Origin of the sequence: Brevundimonas sp. AJA228-03, from assembly GCF_017795885.1 — a bacterium.
Classification (GTDB): domain Bacteria; phylum Pseudomonadota; class Alphaproteobacteria; order Caulobacterales; family Caulobacteraceae; genus Brevundimonas.
The window spans coordinates 1,908,023-1,922,872 of record NZ_CP059297.1; the positions used below are offsets into that span (position 1 = coordinate 1,908,023).

20 protein-coding genes are annotated in these 14,850 nt (G+C 67.5%); 3 read left to right on the forward strand and 17 right to left on the reverse strand.

The window, feature by feature from the left end; all coding sequences use genetic code 11:
- Nucleotides 1-86: 86 nt before the first annotated feature.
- The gene (locus HZ989_RS09410) at nucleotides 87-752 is read left to right on the forward strand and encodes a beta-lactamase hydrolase domain-containing protein (RefSeq protein ID WP_209320589.1); all 666 of its coding nucleotides are present in this window, start codon (nucleotides 87-89) and stop codon (nucleotides 750-752) included.
- Between the two features lie 3 nt (nucleotides 753-755).
- On the opposite strand, the gene HZ989_RS09415 is transcribed toward HZ989_RS09410, so the two are convergent.
- The 16 genes from HZ989_RS09415 to HZ989_RS09490 all read right to left on the reverse strand — a co-directional run bounded on the left by HZ989_RS09415 (nucleotide 756) and on the right by HZ989_RS09490 (nucleotide 12,531).
- Nucleotides 756-971 carry a hypothetical protein gene (locus HZ989_RS09415; protein WP_209320590.1) on the reverse strand — a complete coding sequence of 72 codons (216 nt, stop codon included), beginning with the start codon at nucleotides 969-971 and terminating at the stop codon, nucleotides 756-758.
- Nucleotides 968-1,198: a hypothetical protein gene (locus HZ989_RS09420; RefSeq protein ID WP_209320591.1), complete on the reverse strand. Its 231-nt coding sequence runs from the start codon at nucleotides 1,196-1,198 to the stop codon at nucleotides 968-970. The genes HZ989_RS09415 and HZ989_RS09420 overlap by 4 nt, the downstream gene beginning before the upstream one ends.
- 49 nt (nucleotides 1,199-1,247) lie before the next feature.
- Complete coding sequence (locus HZ989_RS09425; protein WP_209320592.1) at nucleotides 1,248-1,502, reverse strand: DUF4170 domain-containing protein; 255 nt, start codon at nucleotides 1,500-1,502, stop codon at nucleotides 1,248-1,250.
- A 26-nt stretch (nucleotides 1,503-1,528) separates the two neighbouring features.
- Nucleotides 1,529-2,323 (reverse strand): 3'(2'),5'-bisphosphate nucleotidase CysQ, encoded by a 795-nt coding sequence (locus tag HZ989_RS09430; protein ID WP_209320593.1) that lies wholly within the window; start codon nucleotides 2,321-2,323, stop codon nucleotides 1,529-1,531.
- Nucleotides 2,320-3,666: a TldD/PmbA family protein gene (locus HZ989_RS09435; protein WP_209320594.1), complete on the reverse strand. Its 1,347-nt coding sequence runs from the start codon at nucleotides 3,664-3,666 to the stop codon at nucleotides 2,320-2,322. The genes HZ989_RS09430 and HZ989_RS09435 overlap by 4 nt, the downstream gene beginning before the upstream one ends.
- A 39-nt stretch (nucleotides 3,667-3,705) precedes the next feature.
- A complete protein-coding gene (locus HZ989_RS09440) occupies nucleotides 3,706-4,128 on the reverse strand; it encodes an MAPEG family protein (RefSeq protein ID WP_209320595.1) in 423 nt (140 codons plus the stop codon).
- Nucleotides 4,129-4,131: 3 nt separating this feature from the next.
- Complete coding sequence (locus HZ989_RS09445; RefSeq protein ID WP_371812885.1) at nucleotides 4,132-5,901, reverse strand: M14 family metallopeptidase; 1,770 nt, start codon at nucleotides 5,899-5,901, stop codon at nucleotides 4,132-4,134.
- Between the two features lie 93 nt (nucleotides 5,902-5,994).
- Nucleotides 5,995-6,612 (reverse strand): hypothetical protein, encoded by a 618-nt coding sequence (locus HZ989_RS09450; RefSeq protein ID WP_209320597.1) that lies wholly within the window; start codon nucleotides 6,610-6,612, stop codon nucleotides 5,995-5,997.
- Nucleotides 6,609-7,181: a hypothetical protein gene (locus tag HZ989_RS09455; protein WP_209320598.1), complete on the reverse strand. Its 573-nt coding sequence runs from the start codon at nucleotides 7,179-7,181 to the stop codon at nucleotides 6,609-6,611. Before HZ989_RS09455 ends, HZ989_RS09450 begins: the two co-directional genes overlap by 4 nt.
- A complete protein-coding gene (locus HZ989_RS09460; RefSeq protein WP_209320599.1) occupies nucleotides 7,178-7,756 on the reverse strand; it encodes a hypothetical protein in 579 nt (192 codons plus the stop codon). The genes HZ989_RS09455 and HZ989_RS09460 overlap by 4 nt, the downstream gene beginning before the upstream one ends.
- A complete protein-coding gene (locus tag HZ989_RS09465) occupies nucleotides 7,753-8,292 on the reverse strand; it encodes a hypothetical protein (protein ID WP_209320600.1) in 540 nt (179 codons plus the stop codon). Before HZ989_RS09465 ends, HZ989_RS09460 begins: the two co-directional genes overlap by 4 nt.
- A 32-nt stretch (nucleotides 8,293-8,324) precedes the next feature.
- Nucleotides 8,325-9,851, reverse strand: a complete 1,527-nt coding sequence (locus HZ989_RS09470) for a UbiD family decarboxylase (RefSeq protein WP_209320601.1) — start codon at nucleotides 9,849-9,851, stop codon at nucleotides 8,325-8,327.
- A gap of 231 nt (nucleotides 9,852-10,082) precedes the next feature.
- Nucleotides 10,083-10,331 (reverse strand): XRE family transcriptional regulator, encoded by a 249-nt coding sequence (locus HZ989_RS09475; RefSeq protein ID WP_209320602.1) that lies wholly within the window; start codon nucleotides 10,329-10,331, stop codon nucleotides 10,083-10,085.
- Nucleotides 10,332-10,371: 40 nt separating this feature from the next.
- Nucleotides 10,372-11,208, reverse strand: coding sequence for an aldo/keto reductase (locus HZ989_RS09480; protein WP_209320603.1), 837 nt, complete (start codon nucleotides 11,206-11,208; stop codon nucleotides 10,372-10,374).
- Between the two features lie 60 nt (nucleotides 11,209-11,268).
- A complete protein-coding gene (locus HZ989_RS09485) occupies nucleotides 11,269-12,114 on the reverse strand; it encodes a serine aminopeptidase domain-containing protein (protein WP_245162332.1) in 846 nt (281 codons plus the stop codon).
- A 75-nt stretch (nucleotides 12,115-12,189) separates the two neighbouring features.
- Nucleotides 12,190-12,531 carry an MmcQ/YjbR family DNA-binding protein gene (locus tag HZ989_RS09490; RefSeq protein ID WP_209320605.1) on the reverse strand — a complete coding sequence of 114 codons (342 nt, stop codon included), beginning with the start codon at nucleotides 12,529-12,531 and terminating at the stop codon, nucleotides 12,190-12,192.
- A 96-nt stretch (nucleotides 12,532-12,627) separates the two neighbouring features.
- On the opposite strand from HZ989_RS09490, the gene HZ989_RS09495 reads away from it, so the two are divergent.
- Together HZ989_RS09495 and HZ989_RS09500 are read left to right on the forward strand one after the other, a co-directional pair.
- On the forward strand, nucleotides 12,628-13,134 hold the full coding sequence (locus tag HZ989_RS09495; RefSeq protein WP_209320606.1) for a flavin reductase family protein: 507 nt from the start codon (nucleotides 12,628-12,630) through the stop codon (nucleotides 13,132-13,134).
- Nucleotides 13,131-13,997, forward strand: a complete 867-nt coding sequence (locus HZ989_RS09500) for an NAD(P)-dependent oxidoreductase (RefSeq protein WP_209320607.1) — start codon at nucleotides 13,131-13,133, stop codon at nucleotides 13,995-13,997. The genes HZ989_RS09495 and HZ989_RS09500 overlap by 4 nt, the downstream gene beginning before the upstream one ends.
- A gap of 237 nt (nucleotides 13,998-14,234) precedes the next feature.
- On the opposite strand, the gene HZ989_RS09505 is transcribed toward HZ989_RS09500, so the two are convergent.
- Nucleotides 14,235-14,843, reverse strand: a complete 609-nt coding sequence (locus tag HZ989_RS09505) for a peptidylprolyl isomerase (RefSeq protein WP_209320608.1) — start codon at nucleotides 14,841-14,843, stop codon at nucleotides 14,235-14,237.
- Nucleotides 14,844-14,850: the final 7 nt, after the last annotated feature.

A 14,850-nucleotide genomic window follows, 5' to 3' on the forward strand; every position in this document is an offset into this window, starting at 1 on the left:
CGAGGTCGGACGGCCGGGGTCGCAAGTCAAGCGTTCGGTCGTCGGGACGGGATGACGGAGAGCCATCCATCGCCTATTTCACGGCCATGGCGCGATTTGATGTCTCGACCCCGGACGGGCTGGCGGCCGCGCGACGGGACTTCTTCTGGAACGATCACGCCTTTCTGCGTCTGGCGTTTTCGAACGCCCACTGGATCGGGCCGGATCTGGTGCGCACCAATCAGCCGTCGCCGCGCCAGCTGGAAGGCTGGGCCCGGCACGGGATCAGGACGGTCATCAATCTGCGCGGGGCGCGGGACGAAGGCTACTACTGGCTGGAGAAGGAGGCGTGTGATCGGCTGGGCCTGACCCTGATCGATGCCCCGCTCGATTCGCGCGATCCGCCGTCGAAGGATCGGGTGCGCCGGGCACGGGACCTGTTCGCTTCGATCGAATATCCGGCCCTGATCCACTGCAAGTCCGGCGCGGACCGGGCCGGGCTGATGGCGGTCTTCTACCGGCATTTCAGACTGGGCGAGCCGATCTCGGTCGCACGGCAGGAGCTGTCGAAGCGGTATCTGCACAGCCGGGAGGGGTTGACCGGCGTGCTGGACTATTTCGTCGAGACCTACATCGACGAGGTGGCGTCGACCGGCGTGGGTTTCCTGGAGTGGGTCGAGTCGGACGCCTATGATCCCCGGGCGATGCGCACACGGTTCCGGGCGTCGTGGTGGGGGACCCTGCTGACGGAGCGGCTGTTGAAGCGGGAGTAGGCTTCAGCCCCAGGGGCCGGTCGGGGGCTTGTCGGAGGGGGGTGGCTGGATGCCGCGTTCGGCATCGTGGCGTGCCTTGCGCGCCGCTTCCCACGACTTGAACCAGCGGGCATAGCCCCGCTCGTGGCCCAGTGCGGCGATCCACAGGACCAGCGTGGCCAGCAGCGCGATGAGGCCGGCGATCTGTTCGGCCCCCAGAGTTGTCCCGAACACCGTCATGCGTGCGCTCCGGACGTCCGGGTCGGCCCGGGCACCGAAGGCTCCGGCGGGGGCGCATGGGCAAAGGGGTCGTCAGTCCTGACCGCGTGCGCGGGCGTCGTTGGATCGTTCCACCCCGTTTCGGGATCGACCGGGGTCGACCTGGCACCGGGGGCGCGTCGGGTGGCGAGGGCGACGATGGCGACGCCGACGGCCAGAAGGCCGAGAACGATAAGGATCGGGATCATCGTGTCGCTCCTTTGGTCGAAGAGGCCATTCGCCGATTATGAAGAGGGTTCAGCCGCCGGTCGTCTCGCCGCGCGGATCGATCATCCGGTGGGCGTGCAGGATGAAGAAGCGCATGTGGGCATTGTCCACCGTGGCCTGGGCCCTGGCCTTCCAGGCCGCCTTGGCCTCGGCATAGTTGGGGAAGGCCCCGACAAACTCGACTTTGGACAGGTCGCGGAACACGGGGGCGTCCAGGTGGCGAAGCTCTCCGCCGATGACGAGGTGGAGCAACTGGGGGTCGGCAGAGTTGGGCGCGTCGGTCATGGATGGCTTTCCGGGGGAGCGGCGGATCAGGTGGCCAGCGGGATAGGCCCTGTGCGGCGAAGGATCAACGGGTGGAGCGCCGGAGCCGAGCAGACCAGGCTGGCCTGACGCGGGTCCGGCTGGTTGAACCGCCAGGGTCGGCCATGATGATCGCTGACCTTCGCGCCGGCCTCGGTGGCGATCAGGGCTCCGGCACAGACGTCCCAGTCCCATTTGGGCGTCAGGGCGATGGCGGCGTCGAAGGCCCCCGACGAGACCAGGGCCATGCGGTAGGCCAGGGCATTGCGCTTTTCGTAGCGCATGGACGGCCAGGGCTCGGGCCAGTGCGGCCCCTCCATCAGGCGGGCATCGGCCAGGACGGCGGCGTCATCAAGGGTATCGACGTCGGAAGCCATGATGGTGCGACCGTTGAGCCTCGCCCCATCGCCCAGGGTCGCCTCGAAGGTCTCGTTCAGGGCCGGCACATGGATGACGGCGGCGATCGGCGCGCCGTCCTCGACGATGGCGATGGGGACACACCACCAGGGCTGTTTCTTCATGAAGGCGACGGTGCCGTCGATGGGATCGACGACGAAGATCCGGGATTTCGACAGACGGTCGGACGTGTCGGGTGTCTCTTCCGACAGCCAGCCGTAGTCGGGGCGGGCCGCCAGCAGATCGGCCTTCAGCATGGCATCGACGGCAAGGTCCGCGCTGGTGACCGGGGAGCCGCCGACCTTGCGATCGATGCGCAGTCCCCGATCGCGCTCGGCCTCGGCCAGGGCTCCGGCGCGCCGGGCAGCCGCGCGGATCAGGTCAAGGTCGGAGTCGAGGTCGGTCATTTGCCCGCGATGGCGACGGCGTCGATCAGCAGGGACGGACTGTTGAAGCTGGACCGGAACTCCAGGTCCGAGCCGGGGACCATACGGGCCCACAGGTCGATCAGGTTGCCTGCGACGGTGATCTCGCTGACCGGCCAGGCGATCTCGCCGTTCTCGAACCACAGGCCCGACACGCCCGCGGACCAGTCGCCGGTGTTGGCGTTCAGCGACGGGCCAAACATCGAGGTGATGATCAGGCCTGTGCCCGCGCTCTTCATCAGCCCGTCGCGGTCGAGGTCGCCGGGCGTCAGATGGACGTTGTGCGTCGAGACGCCGGGCGGACCCGCCAGCCCGCGCGAGGCATGGCCTGTGCTTTCCAGACCCAGCTGCGCGGCGGCAGAGGTATTCAGCAGCCAGGTGGTCAGGACCCCGTCATCGACCAGATTGCGGGCCTCTACCGGCGATCCCTCGTCGTCGAACGGCGCGGAGCCGAGGCCACGAAGGCGCAAGGGATCCTCCACGAGGCTGACGCCGCGCGGCAGCACCGGCTGGCCCATCCTGTCTTTCAGGAATGAGATGCCGCGCGCAATCGACGGCCCGGAGATGGCCCCCAGCAGCGGCGACAGGGCCTGACCGGCGACGCGCCGATCGAGGATGACCGGAGCCGTGGTCGAGGCGATCTTGCGGGGTGAGAGGCGTTCGACGGCCTTGCGACCGGCCTCGGCACCGATGCTGCCGGCGCCGGGCAGGTCGGACAGCCAGCGGGTGGAGCGGCTTTCGCCGCCGCGCTCCATGGCCCCGTCCTTCTCGGCGATGACGCCGGCCCCGAGGGCGAATCCCGTCGCGGCATAGGCGCCGTCGAAGCCTTCCGACGTGACCAGCCGCCAGCGACTGGAGGAAGTCGAGGCATGGCCGCCTTCCGATCGCGCAACGCCCGGGACAGCGAGGGCCGCCGCCTCGGTCTCGGCCGCCACCTGTTCCAGTTCGGCAGCGGAGCGCCCGGACGGGTCGTGCAGCTGAAGGTCAGCGAAGGGGCCGCGCGCCAGCCGGTCGGCGGGCACCAGACCGGCATAGGGGTCTTCGGGCGCCAGGCGGGCCATGGCCACGGCGCGCTCGATCAGCCGCGCCTGGGTGCCGGGCGACAGGTCGGAGGCGGACACCGAGGCCTGGCGGCGGCCGACGAAGACGCGCAGGCCGAGGTCGCGGCTTTCCTCGCGTTCGACGTCTTCCAGCACGCCGTTGCGGACGCCCACCGAAAGGGACGCACGCTCGGCCGTGACCGCTTCGGCGGCGTCGGCCCCGGCCCGCAGGGCGGCGGCCACCAGGTCGTGGAGAAGGTCGGGGGGCGTCAGATTGTCAGGCATGGCCCGATATGGCGGACCCGTGCGCCAGCCGCAACGGCCCTAGCCGTGAGGGCTGCCGACGAAGGCGTGGACGACCAGCATCGACCCGGCACCCAGCAGGGCCAGCAGGGTCAGGCTCATGCCGACGACCCGCCCGATCGTGGGCTTTCTGTTGCTGAGGCTTAAGGCGTGGATCAGACGCCCGAGGAACAGCATGCCACCGATCACATGGATGGCCAGGCCGGGGATGCCGAGCAGCGTCAGGGCCACGATGGCTCCGATGCCGGCGGGAATGTATTCGGACGCATTGCCGAAGACCCGTGCGGCCAGGGCCAGTTCCGCATTGCCGCCGTCGCCCAGCAACACGCGGTTGGCGCGACGGCTCGTGATGACCCTCGCGGCCAGGAACACCATCAGTAGCACCATCAGGCCGGTCCACAGCGCGGTGGCCTGGGCGGCGGTCATCTCGGTCAGCAAGGCCATGGATCAGTTCTCGCGCGCCACCGGATAGAGGCGGTAGCGGTCATCATAGAACGGGGTTCGTTCATAGAACCAGCCCAGCCGTGCCTCGGCATTGGAGGCAAAGGCGGGATCGGCGGCGAGCTTCGCCTCGAACTCGGCCTTCAGGGCAGGATCGGCCGCCATCATGGCCTCGGCCAGTGGGGCGATGGCATAGCCCTCGATGTATTCGACCCGGCTGAGAACCTCCGGGAACATGCCCCAGGCGAAGAAGCTCTCGGACGACTGAGGCTCCAGCAGGAGGACGGCGATGTCGCCGAGCGGCTGATCGGTCGGGACGCGGACCGAGCCGGGCGCGAACGTCCAGTCGCGGATCATGGGCGTGACGTCCGAGACTCTGGCCGGGACGTGGCCTTCGTTCGGACGCGGGGCGAGCGTCGGGTCGTTCAGGTGCAGCATCTCGACCGAAACCGTGCGCGCGGCCTCCAGCGTCTCCATCGCCAGGCCGTGGAGGCGCAGGCGCTCGATCAGATCGGTGCGATAGGCGGGCACCCAGTAGGCCGTCGGTCGGTGCAGGCTCAGCGACGGGCGCGAGCCGTAGTAGGGGAGCTGCCATTCCACCGGGTCCGGGCGACCCAGCCAGCGGACCTCCTGTCGGCCCGAGGCGGGGCTGGCGTAGGTCTCGTAAAGCACGCCCTTGAAGGTGCGGGTCTGATGCGGGACCGGGTCGGGCTCGAAGTTGGCGGGGATCTCGGCGGGGCGCAGGGCCCGGTCGGCCGTGATGGCCGAGCGAAGCGGTGTGACCTGGTCGGCCAGCAGGCGCAGCGACGCCTCCATGAAGACATAGGTGCCCAGGACGCGCTGCTCATAGGGCTTCAGGCTGTGGTTCTCGATCAGGACGGTCGGGATATGGGCGGCCGAGCCCCAACCATTGGAGAACCGTTCGCCCAGTCCGCCATCGTTCAGGCCGGCCCTCGGGTTCTGGTCATCGATGCCGAACACCAGCGGTCCCGGAATGTGACCGGCGGCTTCCAGCGCGTCGTTGATCGCGGGCTTGAAGACATCGTCCAGCCAGGCGGACGAGGCGGGCGAGCGGCTGTAGGCATCGAACTCGCCATTGAAGCCATAGGTGACGTCGTACTGGTAATCCATGCCGTCGGTGACGTGGATGTCGAGGTAGAGGTCAGGATTCAACCTGTTGATAAAGGTCCGCAGGGCCCGCATCTCGGGCTGGTCCAGCTTCATGAAGTCGCGGTTCAGGTTCTGGTTGGTGCCGGTGTTGCGCCAGCCCTGGATGCGCGGGCCCCTCTGGTTCGGACGGCTGTAGGGGGAGGCCCGCTCGTGGCCATCGACCGACAGGATCGGGATCAGGACCAGGTTGGCATGGTCGATCAGGTCGCCTTTATCGCCGAAGGCGATGTCGCGCAGCAGCATCATGCCTGCGTCCTTGCCGTCGATCTCGCCGGGATGGATGCCGGCCTGGGCCAGAAGGACCGGCTTGGCGGGATCGAGGGTCGCGCCGTCGCGGGACGCGATGACGGCATAGAGCGGGCGGCCCTCGGGAGAGGTGCCGAACGGCTCGATACGGATCAGGTCCGAGGCGGCGTCGAGGCGGTCGAACCAGGCGCGGGTCGTCGCGTAGTCGGGGCTGAAATCATGCGCCGGGTCGCGCTCGAAATCCGTGATCCAGGGGTTGGTGGCGTCCACCAGCAAGGTGCGACTGGCTCCGTCCCATTCCAGGGCCGGGGGCAGGAAAGGCTGGTCCCAGGGGGCGGTGTTGGAGACGGACTGGGACATCACGGGACTCGGGGACAGGGCCGCAAGGGCCGCGGCGAAAAGCAGGGGGCGCATGGGGACCGTCGTCGCGCGATTGACCGTGAACAACAAGGGTCAGCCTGCCGCAGCAGGCGGCGTGCTTTCGGGCATCGTCATCAGGGACGGCGCGAGAACGGACGTCACAGCGATCGCCAGATAGAGGCCGATATGGAGCGTGGTCAGAATGACGAACAGGCGCGGCCTTTTGGCCAGGGCTGCCGGCAGAATCAGCAGGACATAGAGGAGGAGGTTGAAGCCATAGCCAAACGCCAGCACGGCACCGTCCGGCGCGGCGAGCACGAAGGGCAGGGCGAGGCAAAGAGCCAGGGTATTGGCCACGGTGGTCAGCAACAGCACCGTGCGCTTGTTGGCCCAGAAATGGTCGTCCAGCGACTGCCCCTCGGTGGCCGCATAGGGAAACACCAGGGATGCGGCGACGAAATAAACCAGGGCGACGATCAGCCCCATGACCAGCAGGCCGTAGCTGAACGGAGCGTCCCTCAGGACCGTCCAGGCGAAGTCCCAGAAGCTGGCGATATCCAGAGCGACAAAGGTTGCCAGCAACGGCGTGAGATAGCCGATCCGCATGGTCCTGCGGTTCTGGATCGCAAGCGCCAGACCGGTGGCGATGGCGGCGACCGACAGGCCCAGCAACAGGCCGTAGAAGCTGAAGAAGAATTCGAAGGCACTCATTGCGGATTCCACAGGGCAACGGCCGCATAGGCGTCGATCAGAAGCAGCAGGCCAAGGCCGACTCGCTGAAAACGTCGACCCGGAATGACAACGAGTAGGGTCAGGATCAGCCACCACAGGGCCGATGCCGGTCCTGTCCGGGCAAAATGGTCGATGATCGCCATCCAGCGCCCGGCCGTCGCCGCCTCGATGGCCACGACTCCGATGTTTGCGGCCAGCAGCGACCCGAGGACCGCGCGCCGATGGCCCATATAGTAGTCGTCGAGCGAGGCCCACTCGCCGTCATCCTTGGGAAAGACCATCGAGGCCGCGAAGAAATAGAGCCCCGCCACGACCAGGGCGGCAAAGAAGGGTCCGTGGGCCACGCGCACATCGGACAGGCCGGTCCAGGTGCTGATCCAGGCGGCCGCCACGTCGAACAGCACCACGACGGCGAGCATGGGCGTCAGGCGCCCGATGGGGATGTGGTTCCGGGCGCGCAACAGGTCGCTCAGCCCGCCGATCACCACCGCCACCGCCAGCCCGAGAATCAGGCCGAACAGGGTGAAGAAGAACTCGAACGCGCTCACAGGGGCGGCCATCTCAGGAAAGAGGCGACATTGACGGCCATCAGGAGCAGCAGCAGGCCGATATTGGCCGGCTTGTTCCGGGTCAGCGAAATGGCCGCGACACAGGCGAAGAAGCCCAACGGTTGCCAGCTTTGCGACAGGTCCAGCCAGAAGGCGAGGCGTTCGGCGCGCCCTGCCGGCGTCAGGGCGGGGATCGCTTCGAACATCACCAGCCCCGCGACCGCAATGCCGATCATGACGAACCGGCGGTGGCGCAAATAGACCGCATCCAGATCGGGCTCGCGCGACAGGTCCCGGGGGAACACGACCGAGGCGGCGACGTAATAGAGCGACGCCGCACCGAGGCTCAGGACGATGACGTCATAGTCCAGCGGACGATCACTGTAGAGTCTGTAGGCGGCCAGCCAGAAACCGCACAGGTCCGTGAGCAGCACAAGGGCCAGCAGGGGCGTCAGCACGCCGATCCGGACGCCCCGGGAGTCGTGGACCAGACGGGAAATCCCCGCCACGACCTCAACCACTGACAGGCCCAGAACCAGCCCGTAGAGGGTGAAGAAGAATTCGAACGCGCTCATCGGAACAGGCCCACGATCATCCAGACAAGGATGAACGCCAGTCCCAGTCGGTTGGCTGACCGCCCCGGAAACAGCATCAAGGCGAGCGGCCCAAGGAAGCGGAAAGCGGTCCAGGCCAGGTCCCAATCGGGCGCCAGACCGCCGAGCAGGGTCGCGGTTCGGATCATCGCCACCGCAGGGGGCAGGGCGAGGACCAGCAGGATCGTTCGGCGATGCGCCAGATAGTGGTCCTCGAGACCGATTCCTGCACCTCCGACGGGGAACATTGCCCGGCTGATAAAGATGTAGGGCGTGGCGAGGGCGACGATGCCGATCAACTGCCAAGGCGTCAGGACCTCAGTGTCCTGATAGCCCCAGAACCTGAGCCAGGTATTCATAACGCCCAGCAGAACGATGCCGGCAATCAGGGGCGTGCAGAACCCCACGGCCACCACCTGACGTTCCCGCCACATGTCGGCAAAGCCGGTGGCGACATTGGCGGCCGCCAGGCCCAGCATGACGCTGTAGAAGGTGAAGACGAATTCGAACGCGCTCAACCGGCCCCCCGACCGCAGCCTGAACGGTGAAGCTACTTCCAGATCGGCGCGCCGTCACCCGGCAAACCGAGGCGGTCCCACATGGCCGAGACGCGGTCGACGACCGCGCGGTCCATGCGGATTTCCTCACCCCATTCGCGCTTCGTCTCGGGCAGCCATTTGTCGGTGGCGTCCAGCCCGATCTTGGAGCCCAGACCGCTCTCGGGGCTGGCGAAGTCCAGATAGTCGATCGGGGTGTTCTCGATCAGGGTGATGTCGCGGGCGGGATCCATCTTGGTGGCCATGGCCCACATGACCTGTTTCCAGTCGCGGGCGTCGATGTCGTCGTCCACGACGATGACCCATTTGGTGTACATGAACTGGCGCAGATAGCTCCAGACGCCCAGCATCACCCGCTTGGCATGGCCCGGATAGGCCTTCTTCATCGACACGACGGCGATCCGGTAGCTGCACCCCTCGGGCGGGAGCCAGAAGTCCGTGATCTCCGGAAACTGGGCGCGCAGCAGGGGGATGAAGACCTCGTTCAGCGCCTCGCCCAGCACGCTGGGTTCGTCGGGCGGGCGGCCGGTGAAGGTGGTCAGATAGACGGGGTCGCGGCGCATGGTGATGGCGCTGACCTGAAACACCGGGAAGGTCTCGACCGAATTGTAGTAGCCGGTGTGATCGCCGTAGGGCCCCTCGGGCGCGTGCTCGTCCAGCAGGACATGGCCCTCCAGGACGATCTCGGCCTGGGCGGGGACCATCAGGGGCACGGTCCTGCAGGCCACGAGCTCGGCCTTGGCGCCGCGCATCAGGCCGGCGAACTGGTATTCGCTGAGGGTATCGGGCACCGGGGTCACGGCGGCCAGGATGGTACCGGGATCGGCCCCGAGGACGACGGCGCAGGGCAGGGGGCCGGTCTTCTTCTTCCTGTGGCGGGCATAGTGCTGGGCCCCGCCGCGGTGGGCCAGCCAGCGCATGATGGCCCGGTCCTTGCCGAGCACCTGCATGCGGTAGATGCCGAGGTTGAAGTCGTCCTCGCGGTCGTCCGACGGACCCTTCGTCACGACCAGCCCCCAGGTGATCAGGGGCGCGGGCTCGCCGGGCCAGCAGGTCTGGATGGGCAGCTTGCCGAGGTCGATCCGGTCGCCTTTCAGAACGATGTCCTGCACCGGAGCGGATTTCACGACCCTGGGCCGCATGGCCAGGACGGACTGGGCCAGAGGCAGCATGTCCATGGCGTCGGACAGGCCGCGAGGCGGCGTCGGGTTCTTGAGGAAGGCCAGCAACTCGCCGACCTCGCGCAGTTCGCCGGCGGTGGTGCGGGATTTCTTGTCCAGGGTCACGCCCATGGCGACGCGTTTGACCGTGCCGAACAGGTTGGCCAGCGCCGGGATCGGGCTGATCGAACCGTCCGGCATGACGGGCTTTTCGAACAGGACCGCGGGGCCGCCGTTCCGCAGCAGTCGGGTCTGGATCTCGGTCATCTCCAGCACGGTGGACACGGGCTCCCGGACCCGGACCAATTCGCCCGAGGCCTCCAGCTGGGCCATGAAGTCGCGCAGGGATTTATAGGCCATGGCGTCGGATTAGGCCGCCGGGCGCGGGCTGTCACCCATGACCGACCGCATCCGGGCGCGGTCAAGCGCCGCGCTCGGTCGCGGGATCAATTCAGCGCCAGAAACAGGCATCCGGCGAAACCAGCAAGGATGCCCGCACCGGCCCCTGCCAGCACTACAGCCTTAAGGCCCTGGCCAGAGCGCAGTCCGGCCCTGAAGCCCCTGACCAGGTCTGCGAGCGGTCTGGTCATGTCAGTAGGCGCGGGTGTCTGAAACGAGCGCCCAGACCGGCAGGCGAAGGCGATGGGTCGCCGCCGCCAGCTGCAGCGAGGTCAGATGGGCGCGTCCGGCCTCGGCCCGGCGTTCTTCTTCCGGGGTGATCTTCAGGGCGGCGGCGACGGTGTCGACATCCATGCCCCGCTCTTCCCGCCAGCGTTTCAGGCGGGCACCGATCGCTGCGTCGTGTGGATCGATGCCGGGAAATCCGTGAACAGAACCCATGGTCGCTTCCTGAATGCGGCCATTCGGCCTGCTTTTCAGGTCAGACCTTATCCCACTGGAAGTCCTTGTCGAGCCAGTCGCCCAGCCGCCCGTCGGCGCGATTCAGCGCATGGATGCGGGCCATGTCCTCGTCGGAAAGCTCGAAATCCCGGATGTCGAAGTGTTCGGCGGCGCGTTCCGGCTTCAGGGTGCGGGGAATGGCGATGACGCCTTGCTGGATCAACCAGCGAAGCGTGATCTGACCGGCCGTCTTGCCGTGGGCGCGGGCGATTTCGCCGATGACCGTATCGTCGGCGATCTTGCCCTGGGCGAGCGGCGACCAGGCCGTGATCGAGGACCCCAGTTCGGCCGCCGTGTCGCGGAGCGTCTGCAGCGACAGATAGGGGTGGTATTCGACCTGGTTGGTGACCAGGGGGGCCTTCGACAGACGCCGGGCCTCGCGGAACTGGCCGGACGGGAAGTTGGACAGGCCGATGGCGCGGGTCAGGCCCTGATCCTTGGCCTCATTCAGGGCCCCGATGGTCTCGGCGAAGGTCGGCTTCGCCCTGGGCCAGTGAAGCAACAGCAGATCGGGCGTGAACCCCAGGTTCCGGGCCGATTCCTCGGCCTGGCGCAGCAGGGCGTCGCGCTCGAAATGGGCGGTCCAGATCTTGGTGGTCAGCCAGATGTCCTGCCGGGCCACGCCGGAATCGCGGATGCCGTCCCCCACGGCCGCCTCGTTCCTGTAGATCCAGGCCGTATCGATGTGGCGATAGCCGATGCGGAGGGCTTCGGCGACCATGCGGCGGGCGTCTGCGGGCTCCAGCTGCCAGGTGCCGAAGCCGAGTTGCGGGATGGTCAGGCCATCGATGGTCAGGGACAGCGGGGGGTTCGGCATGGGACGCTCCGGCGACAAGGCGTGAAGGCCCGATATGGGGCGAGGGACGCGGTTCTCCAGTCAGGGCTGCGTCAACCAGTCGTAGATTTCGTTCCACAGGGGCTCCATGCCGCGGCGGAACGCGCCCTCGTGGCCGATGCGGGGGACGCCCTGCCCGGTGGGCGAGCGCACGATCAGATCGGACGGGGCATGGGGATAGACCTTCAGCATGTCGGCCCCCGTCACGGGGTTGGCAATCGGGTCGTCGGTGAAGATCCACGAGCGGATCGGGGCCGTGACATCGCCGAAATGGTTGGGCTGCAACTCGCCCGACAGGCGCGTGCCGAAATAGTCCGGGTCATGGCACCAGCGACGCCATGGGATGAAGACGCCGCGTGGCAGATCAGCGCCGCGCCACAGCGTTCCGCCCTTGATGTAGCCGTGCCGGGCGAGGCTGAGGGGGCCGTAGATCCACCAGAAGAACAGCTCGGTCGGATTGTAGCTCACGGGGTGCTTCCGCCAGTAGCCCGAGCCCACGGCGACAAAGGCGTGGCGGGCGATCTTCGCATGGTTCGGCATGAAGCCGGCGAAGTGGCCGCCGACGCTGTGGCCGACATGGACCACGGGCAGCCCCGGTGCGGCCGCGATCAGGGCGTCAAGCGCGGCGGGCATGTCGAGACGACCCCAATCCTCATAGGTCATCTGCAGGGCGGCGAGATCGTCGGGTCGGGACGCCCCGATGCCCCGCATGTCATGGGTCAGCACGATGGCACCCCGGGAGGCGAGGTGGCGGGCGAACCGCTCGTAGAAGCCTTTTGGGAAACCTGTGCCGGAGGTCACCAGCACCGCATGGGTCGGCGCCGCGCCCGCGAACAGCCGCGCCGACAAACGGTAACCGTCTCCGGCGACCGCGACGACGTCTTGCACGCTGATTTCCGACACGGCCGTCTCCAGGGTCCGTCCTTTATGGAAACGAAGCTGGCATGGTGACGTAGCGGAAGGTCAAGAGGCCGGGTCATAGGCCCGCGAGACCCGCTTCGGCACGACCTTCAGCCAGCGCTTCTCCAGCGTCTTGCGCAGCCAGACGGGATCGACGGTCGCCAGACGGGCGAGAACGACCGGATAGCCGCGATAGTGATCGGTGATGTGGAAGGTCTCAGGCTCGGCCTCCATCAGCAGGTCGCGGTGGTCGAGGCTGTCGACATAGACGACGACGCTGTCGTCCTCGGCCCGCAGGCGCGTAAAGAACTTTCCGGCCGCCTTGTAGGACGGCATGCCGTAGGACGTCCCGCTTTGGGTTTCCGGGAAGGTCAGGATCATGGCGTGGAGTTCGGAGGGGGTCATGCCGTCAGCCTAGACCCAGTCGGCGTGCGACGAAATGTATACCGTGCCGGCGACGGCCCGGTTGCCTCGCGGGCGAGGCTCGCCTAGGTCCGGGAGGTGAGCCTTGAACCCCTGTCCGAAGAAGCGGTCCGCCAGGCGGACGCGTCCGCGTATCGCCGCGCGCTCGGTGCGTTCGCGACCGGCGTCTGCGTCGTGACGGCCGACAGCGAGGCGGGACCGCTGGGGATCACGATCAACTCCTTCACCTCCGTCTCGCTGACCCCGCGGCTGGTGCTGTGGTGTCTGGACGAGAGATCAGAGCGGTGGGCCCCGTTCTCGGCCGCCGAGGCCTTCTCGATCCATGTGCTGGATGCCGGGTCGCAAGCCCTGTCCAACCGCTTCGCCAGGGGCGTAGGCCTGCTGTCCGACGGTGAGTTTCTGAGGGTCGGAAACGCCCCGCCACGCCTGTCCGGGGCTGTCGCGCGGTTCGACTGCCGGACCTATCAGCGGGTCCAGATGGGCGACCACATGACCATCGTCGGAGAAGTCGAAGGCTTCGAGGCCAGCGACGGCCCGACCCTGACCTATTTCCGGGGCCGGTACGGCACGGCGGAGGACGCATGAAGATCGGTTTTGTCGGCCTGGGCGTCATGGGTGGCCCGATGGCGCGTCATCTGGTGGCGGCCGGCCACGACGTGGCGGGATACAACCGCTCGACCGGCAAGGCGCAGGCCTGGGCCAGTGCGAACGGCGGCCGGTTCGCCCCGACCGTGGCCGAGGCCGCCGAAGGGGCCGAGCTGCTGATCCTGTGCGTCGGCAGGGACGATGATGTGCGTCAGGTCGTGACCGAGGCGGTCGCGGTCCTGCCCCGGGGCGCGGTGGTCATGGATCACACCACGACCTCGGCGAAGATCGCGCGCGAGATGGCGGCGCTGTGCGACGCGCACGGTCTGGCCTTCATCGATGCGCCTGTGTCCGGCGGTCAGGCGGGCGCCGAGAACGGCCAGCTGAGCGTCATGGCGGGCGGAGACGCTTCGGCGCTGGAGACGGCGCGCCCGACGGTCATGGCCTATTCGAAAGCCATCCAGCACATGGGGCCGTCGGGGGCGGGGCAGCTGACCAAGATGGTCAACCAGATCGCCATCGCGGGCGTGGTCCAGGGTCTGGCCGAGGCGGTGCATTTCGCCCAGGTCGCGGGCCTGGACACCGACGCGGCCTATGACGCCATCTCGAAGGGTGCGGCCCAGTCCTGGCAGATGGACAATCGCTGGAAGACGGCGGCCAGGGGCGAGTTCGCGTTCGGCTTCGCCGTCGACTGGATGCGCAAGGATCTGGGGCTGGTGCTGGACGAGGCTCGGGACAACGGCGCGCGGCTTGCCCTGACGGCCCTGGTCGATCAGTTCTACGCCGAGGTCCAGGCCATGGGCGGGAATCGATGGGACACCTCCAGCCTGGCGGCGCGGCTGCAAACCCCGCCCGCGAAATAGGGACGCGCACCCTGTCCCGGCCTGGACTCCAAAAAAACCGGGTGCAAAACGTGCAATCGAAGTACGATTGACACGAGATCAACAGGTTAGCGCAATATCCTCAGTGGACTCGCGTGCAAACCGGGTGCAATGCGCCGTCGCGGATTCCATTGTCAAAGACCCGTCGGCGAGGTGGGATCCTGCCCGTGAAGTTGCAAGGGGGTGTCAGGAATATATTCCCGACAGTGTCGTGAACGCTCAGGGCTGGGTCTCGCGCCAGGCCCGGGCGATGACGATCTTCGGGTCCAGCATCTGGCCGCGCAGGAAGCCTTCGCCCTCGGTCGGCGAGGTGGGCGACGCGAGGATGGTGCGGACGACGTCCATGCCTTCGACCACCCGGCCGAACACGGCGAAGCCATCCGGATCGACCGAGAAGGGCCGGCCTGCATCGTAGGACAGCGTGGGTCCGACGGAGATGAAGAAATCGCCGGTTGCCGTGCCCGGCCCGTAGCGGGCCATAGAGATTGCGCCGTCGATGTGGCTGAGGCCCGTGACGGTCGTCGGCTCGTGGGCGATGGGCGGCAGGACGCGGTCGGGGTCATTGTTCACCCCGCCCTGGACCAGACCGGCCCCGGGTGCCGCCTGCATGGCGCGGTAGAAGGTGGTGCCGTCCAGTCGGTGCTCGTCCACATAGCGCAGGAAGTTGGCGGCGGTGACCGGTGCCTTGACGACCTCGACCTCGATGACGATGCGGCCCGCAGAGGTCTCCATCTGCACGCGGGGCAGGGGAGCCGAAGCGTCCTGTGCGGTGGCGAGGGCAGGCCAGAGGAAGGCGGTGACGAGGGCGAGGAGGGTGTGTCTCAGCACGGGACGC

Coding starts and splice junctions, on each gene's coding strand:
- HZ989_RS09410 (WP_209320589.1), top strand. CDS start 87: ATGGCGCGATTTGATGTCTCGACCCCGGACGGGCTGGCGGCCGCGCGA.
- HZ989_RS09500 (WP_209320607.1), top strand. CDS start 13,131: ATGAAGATCGGTTTTGTCGGCCTGGGCGTCATGGGTGGCCCGATGGCG.
- HZ989_RS09425 (WP_209320592.1), bottom strand. CDS start 1,502: ATGACCGACGCGCCCAACTCTGCCGACCCCCAGTTGCTCCACCTCGTC.
- HZ989_RS09480 (WP_209320603.1), bottom strand. CDS start 11,208: ATGCCGAACCCCCCGCTGTCCCTGACCATCGATGGCCTGACCATCCCG.
- HZ989_RS09420 (WP_209320591.1), bottom strand. CDS start 1,198: ATGATCCCGATCCTTATCGTTCTCGGCCTTCTGGCCGTCGGCGTCGCC.
- HZ989_RS09470 (WP_209320601.1), bottom strand. CDS start 9,851: ATGGCCTATAAATCCCTGCGCGACTTCATGGCCCAGCTGGAGGCCTCG.
- HZ989_RS09435 (WP_209320594.1), bottom strand. CDS start 3,666: ATGCCTGACAATCTGACGCCCCCCGACCTTCTCCACGACCTGGTGGCC.
- HZ989_RS09430 (WP_209320593.1), bottom strand. CDS start 2,323: ATGACCGACCTCGACTCCGACCTTGACCTGATCCGCGCGGCTGCCCGG.
- HZ989_RS09490 (WP_209320605.1), bottom strand. CDS start 12,531: ATGACCCCCTCCGAACTCCACGCCATGATCCTGACCTTCCCGGAAACC.
- HZ989_RS09450 (WP_209320597.1), bottom strand. CDS start 6,612: ATGAGTGCCTTCGAATTCTTCTTCAGCTTCTACGGCCTGTTGCTGGGC.
- HZ989_RS09460 (WP_209320599.1), bottom strand. CDS start 7,756: ATGAGCGCGTTCGAATTCTTCTTCACCCTCTACGGGCTGGTTCTGGGC.
- HZ989_RS09440 (WP_209320595.1), bottom strand. CDS start 4,128: ATGGCCTTGCTGACCGAGATGACCGCCGCCCAGGCCACCGCGCTGTGG.
- HZ989_RS09445 (WP_371812885.1), bottom strand. CDS start 5,901: ATGTCCCAGTCCGTCTCCAACACCGCCCCCTGGGACCAGCCTTTCCTG.
- HZ989_RS09415 (WP_209320590.1), bottom strand. CDS start 971: ATGACGGTGTTCGGGACAACTCTGGGGGCCGAACAGATCGCCGGCCTC.
- HZ989_RS09475 (WP_209320602.1), bottom strand. CDS start 10,331: ATGGGTTCTGTTCACGGATTTCCCGGCATCGATCCACACGACGCAGCG.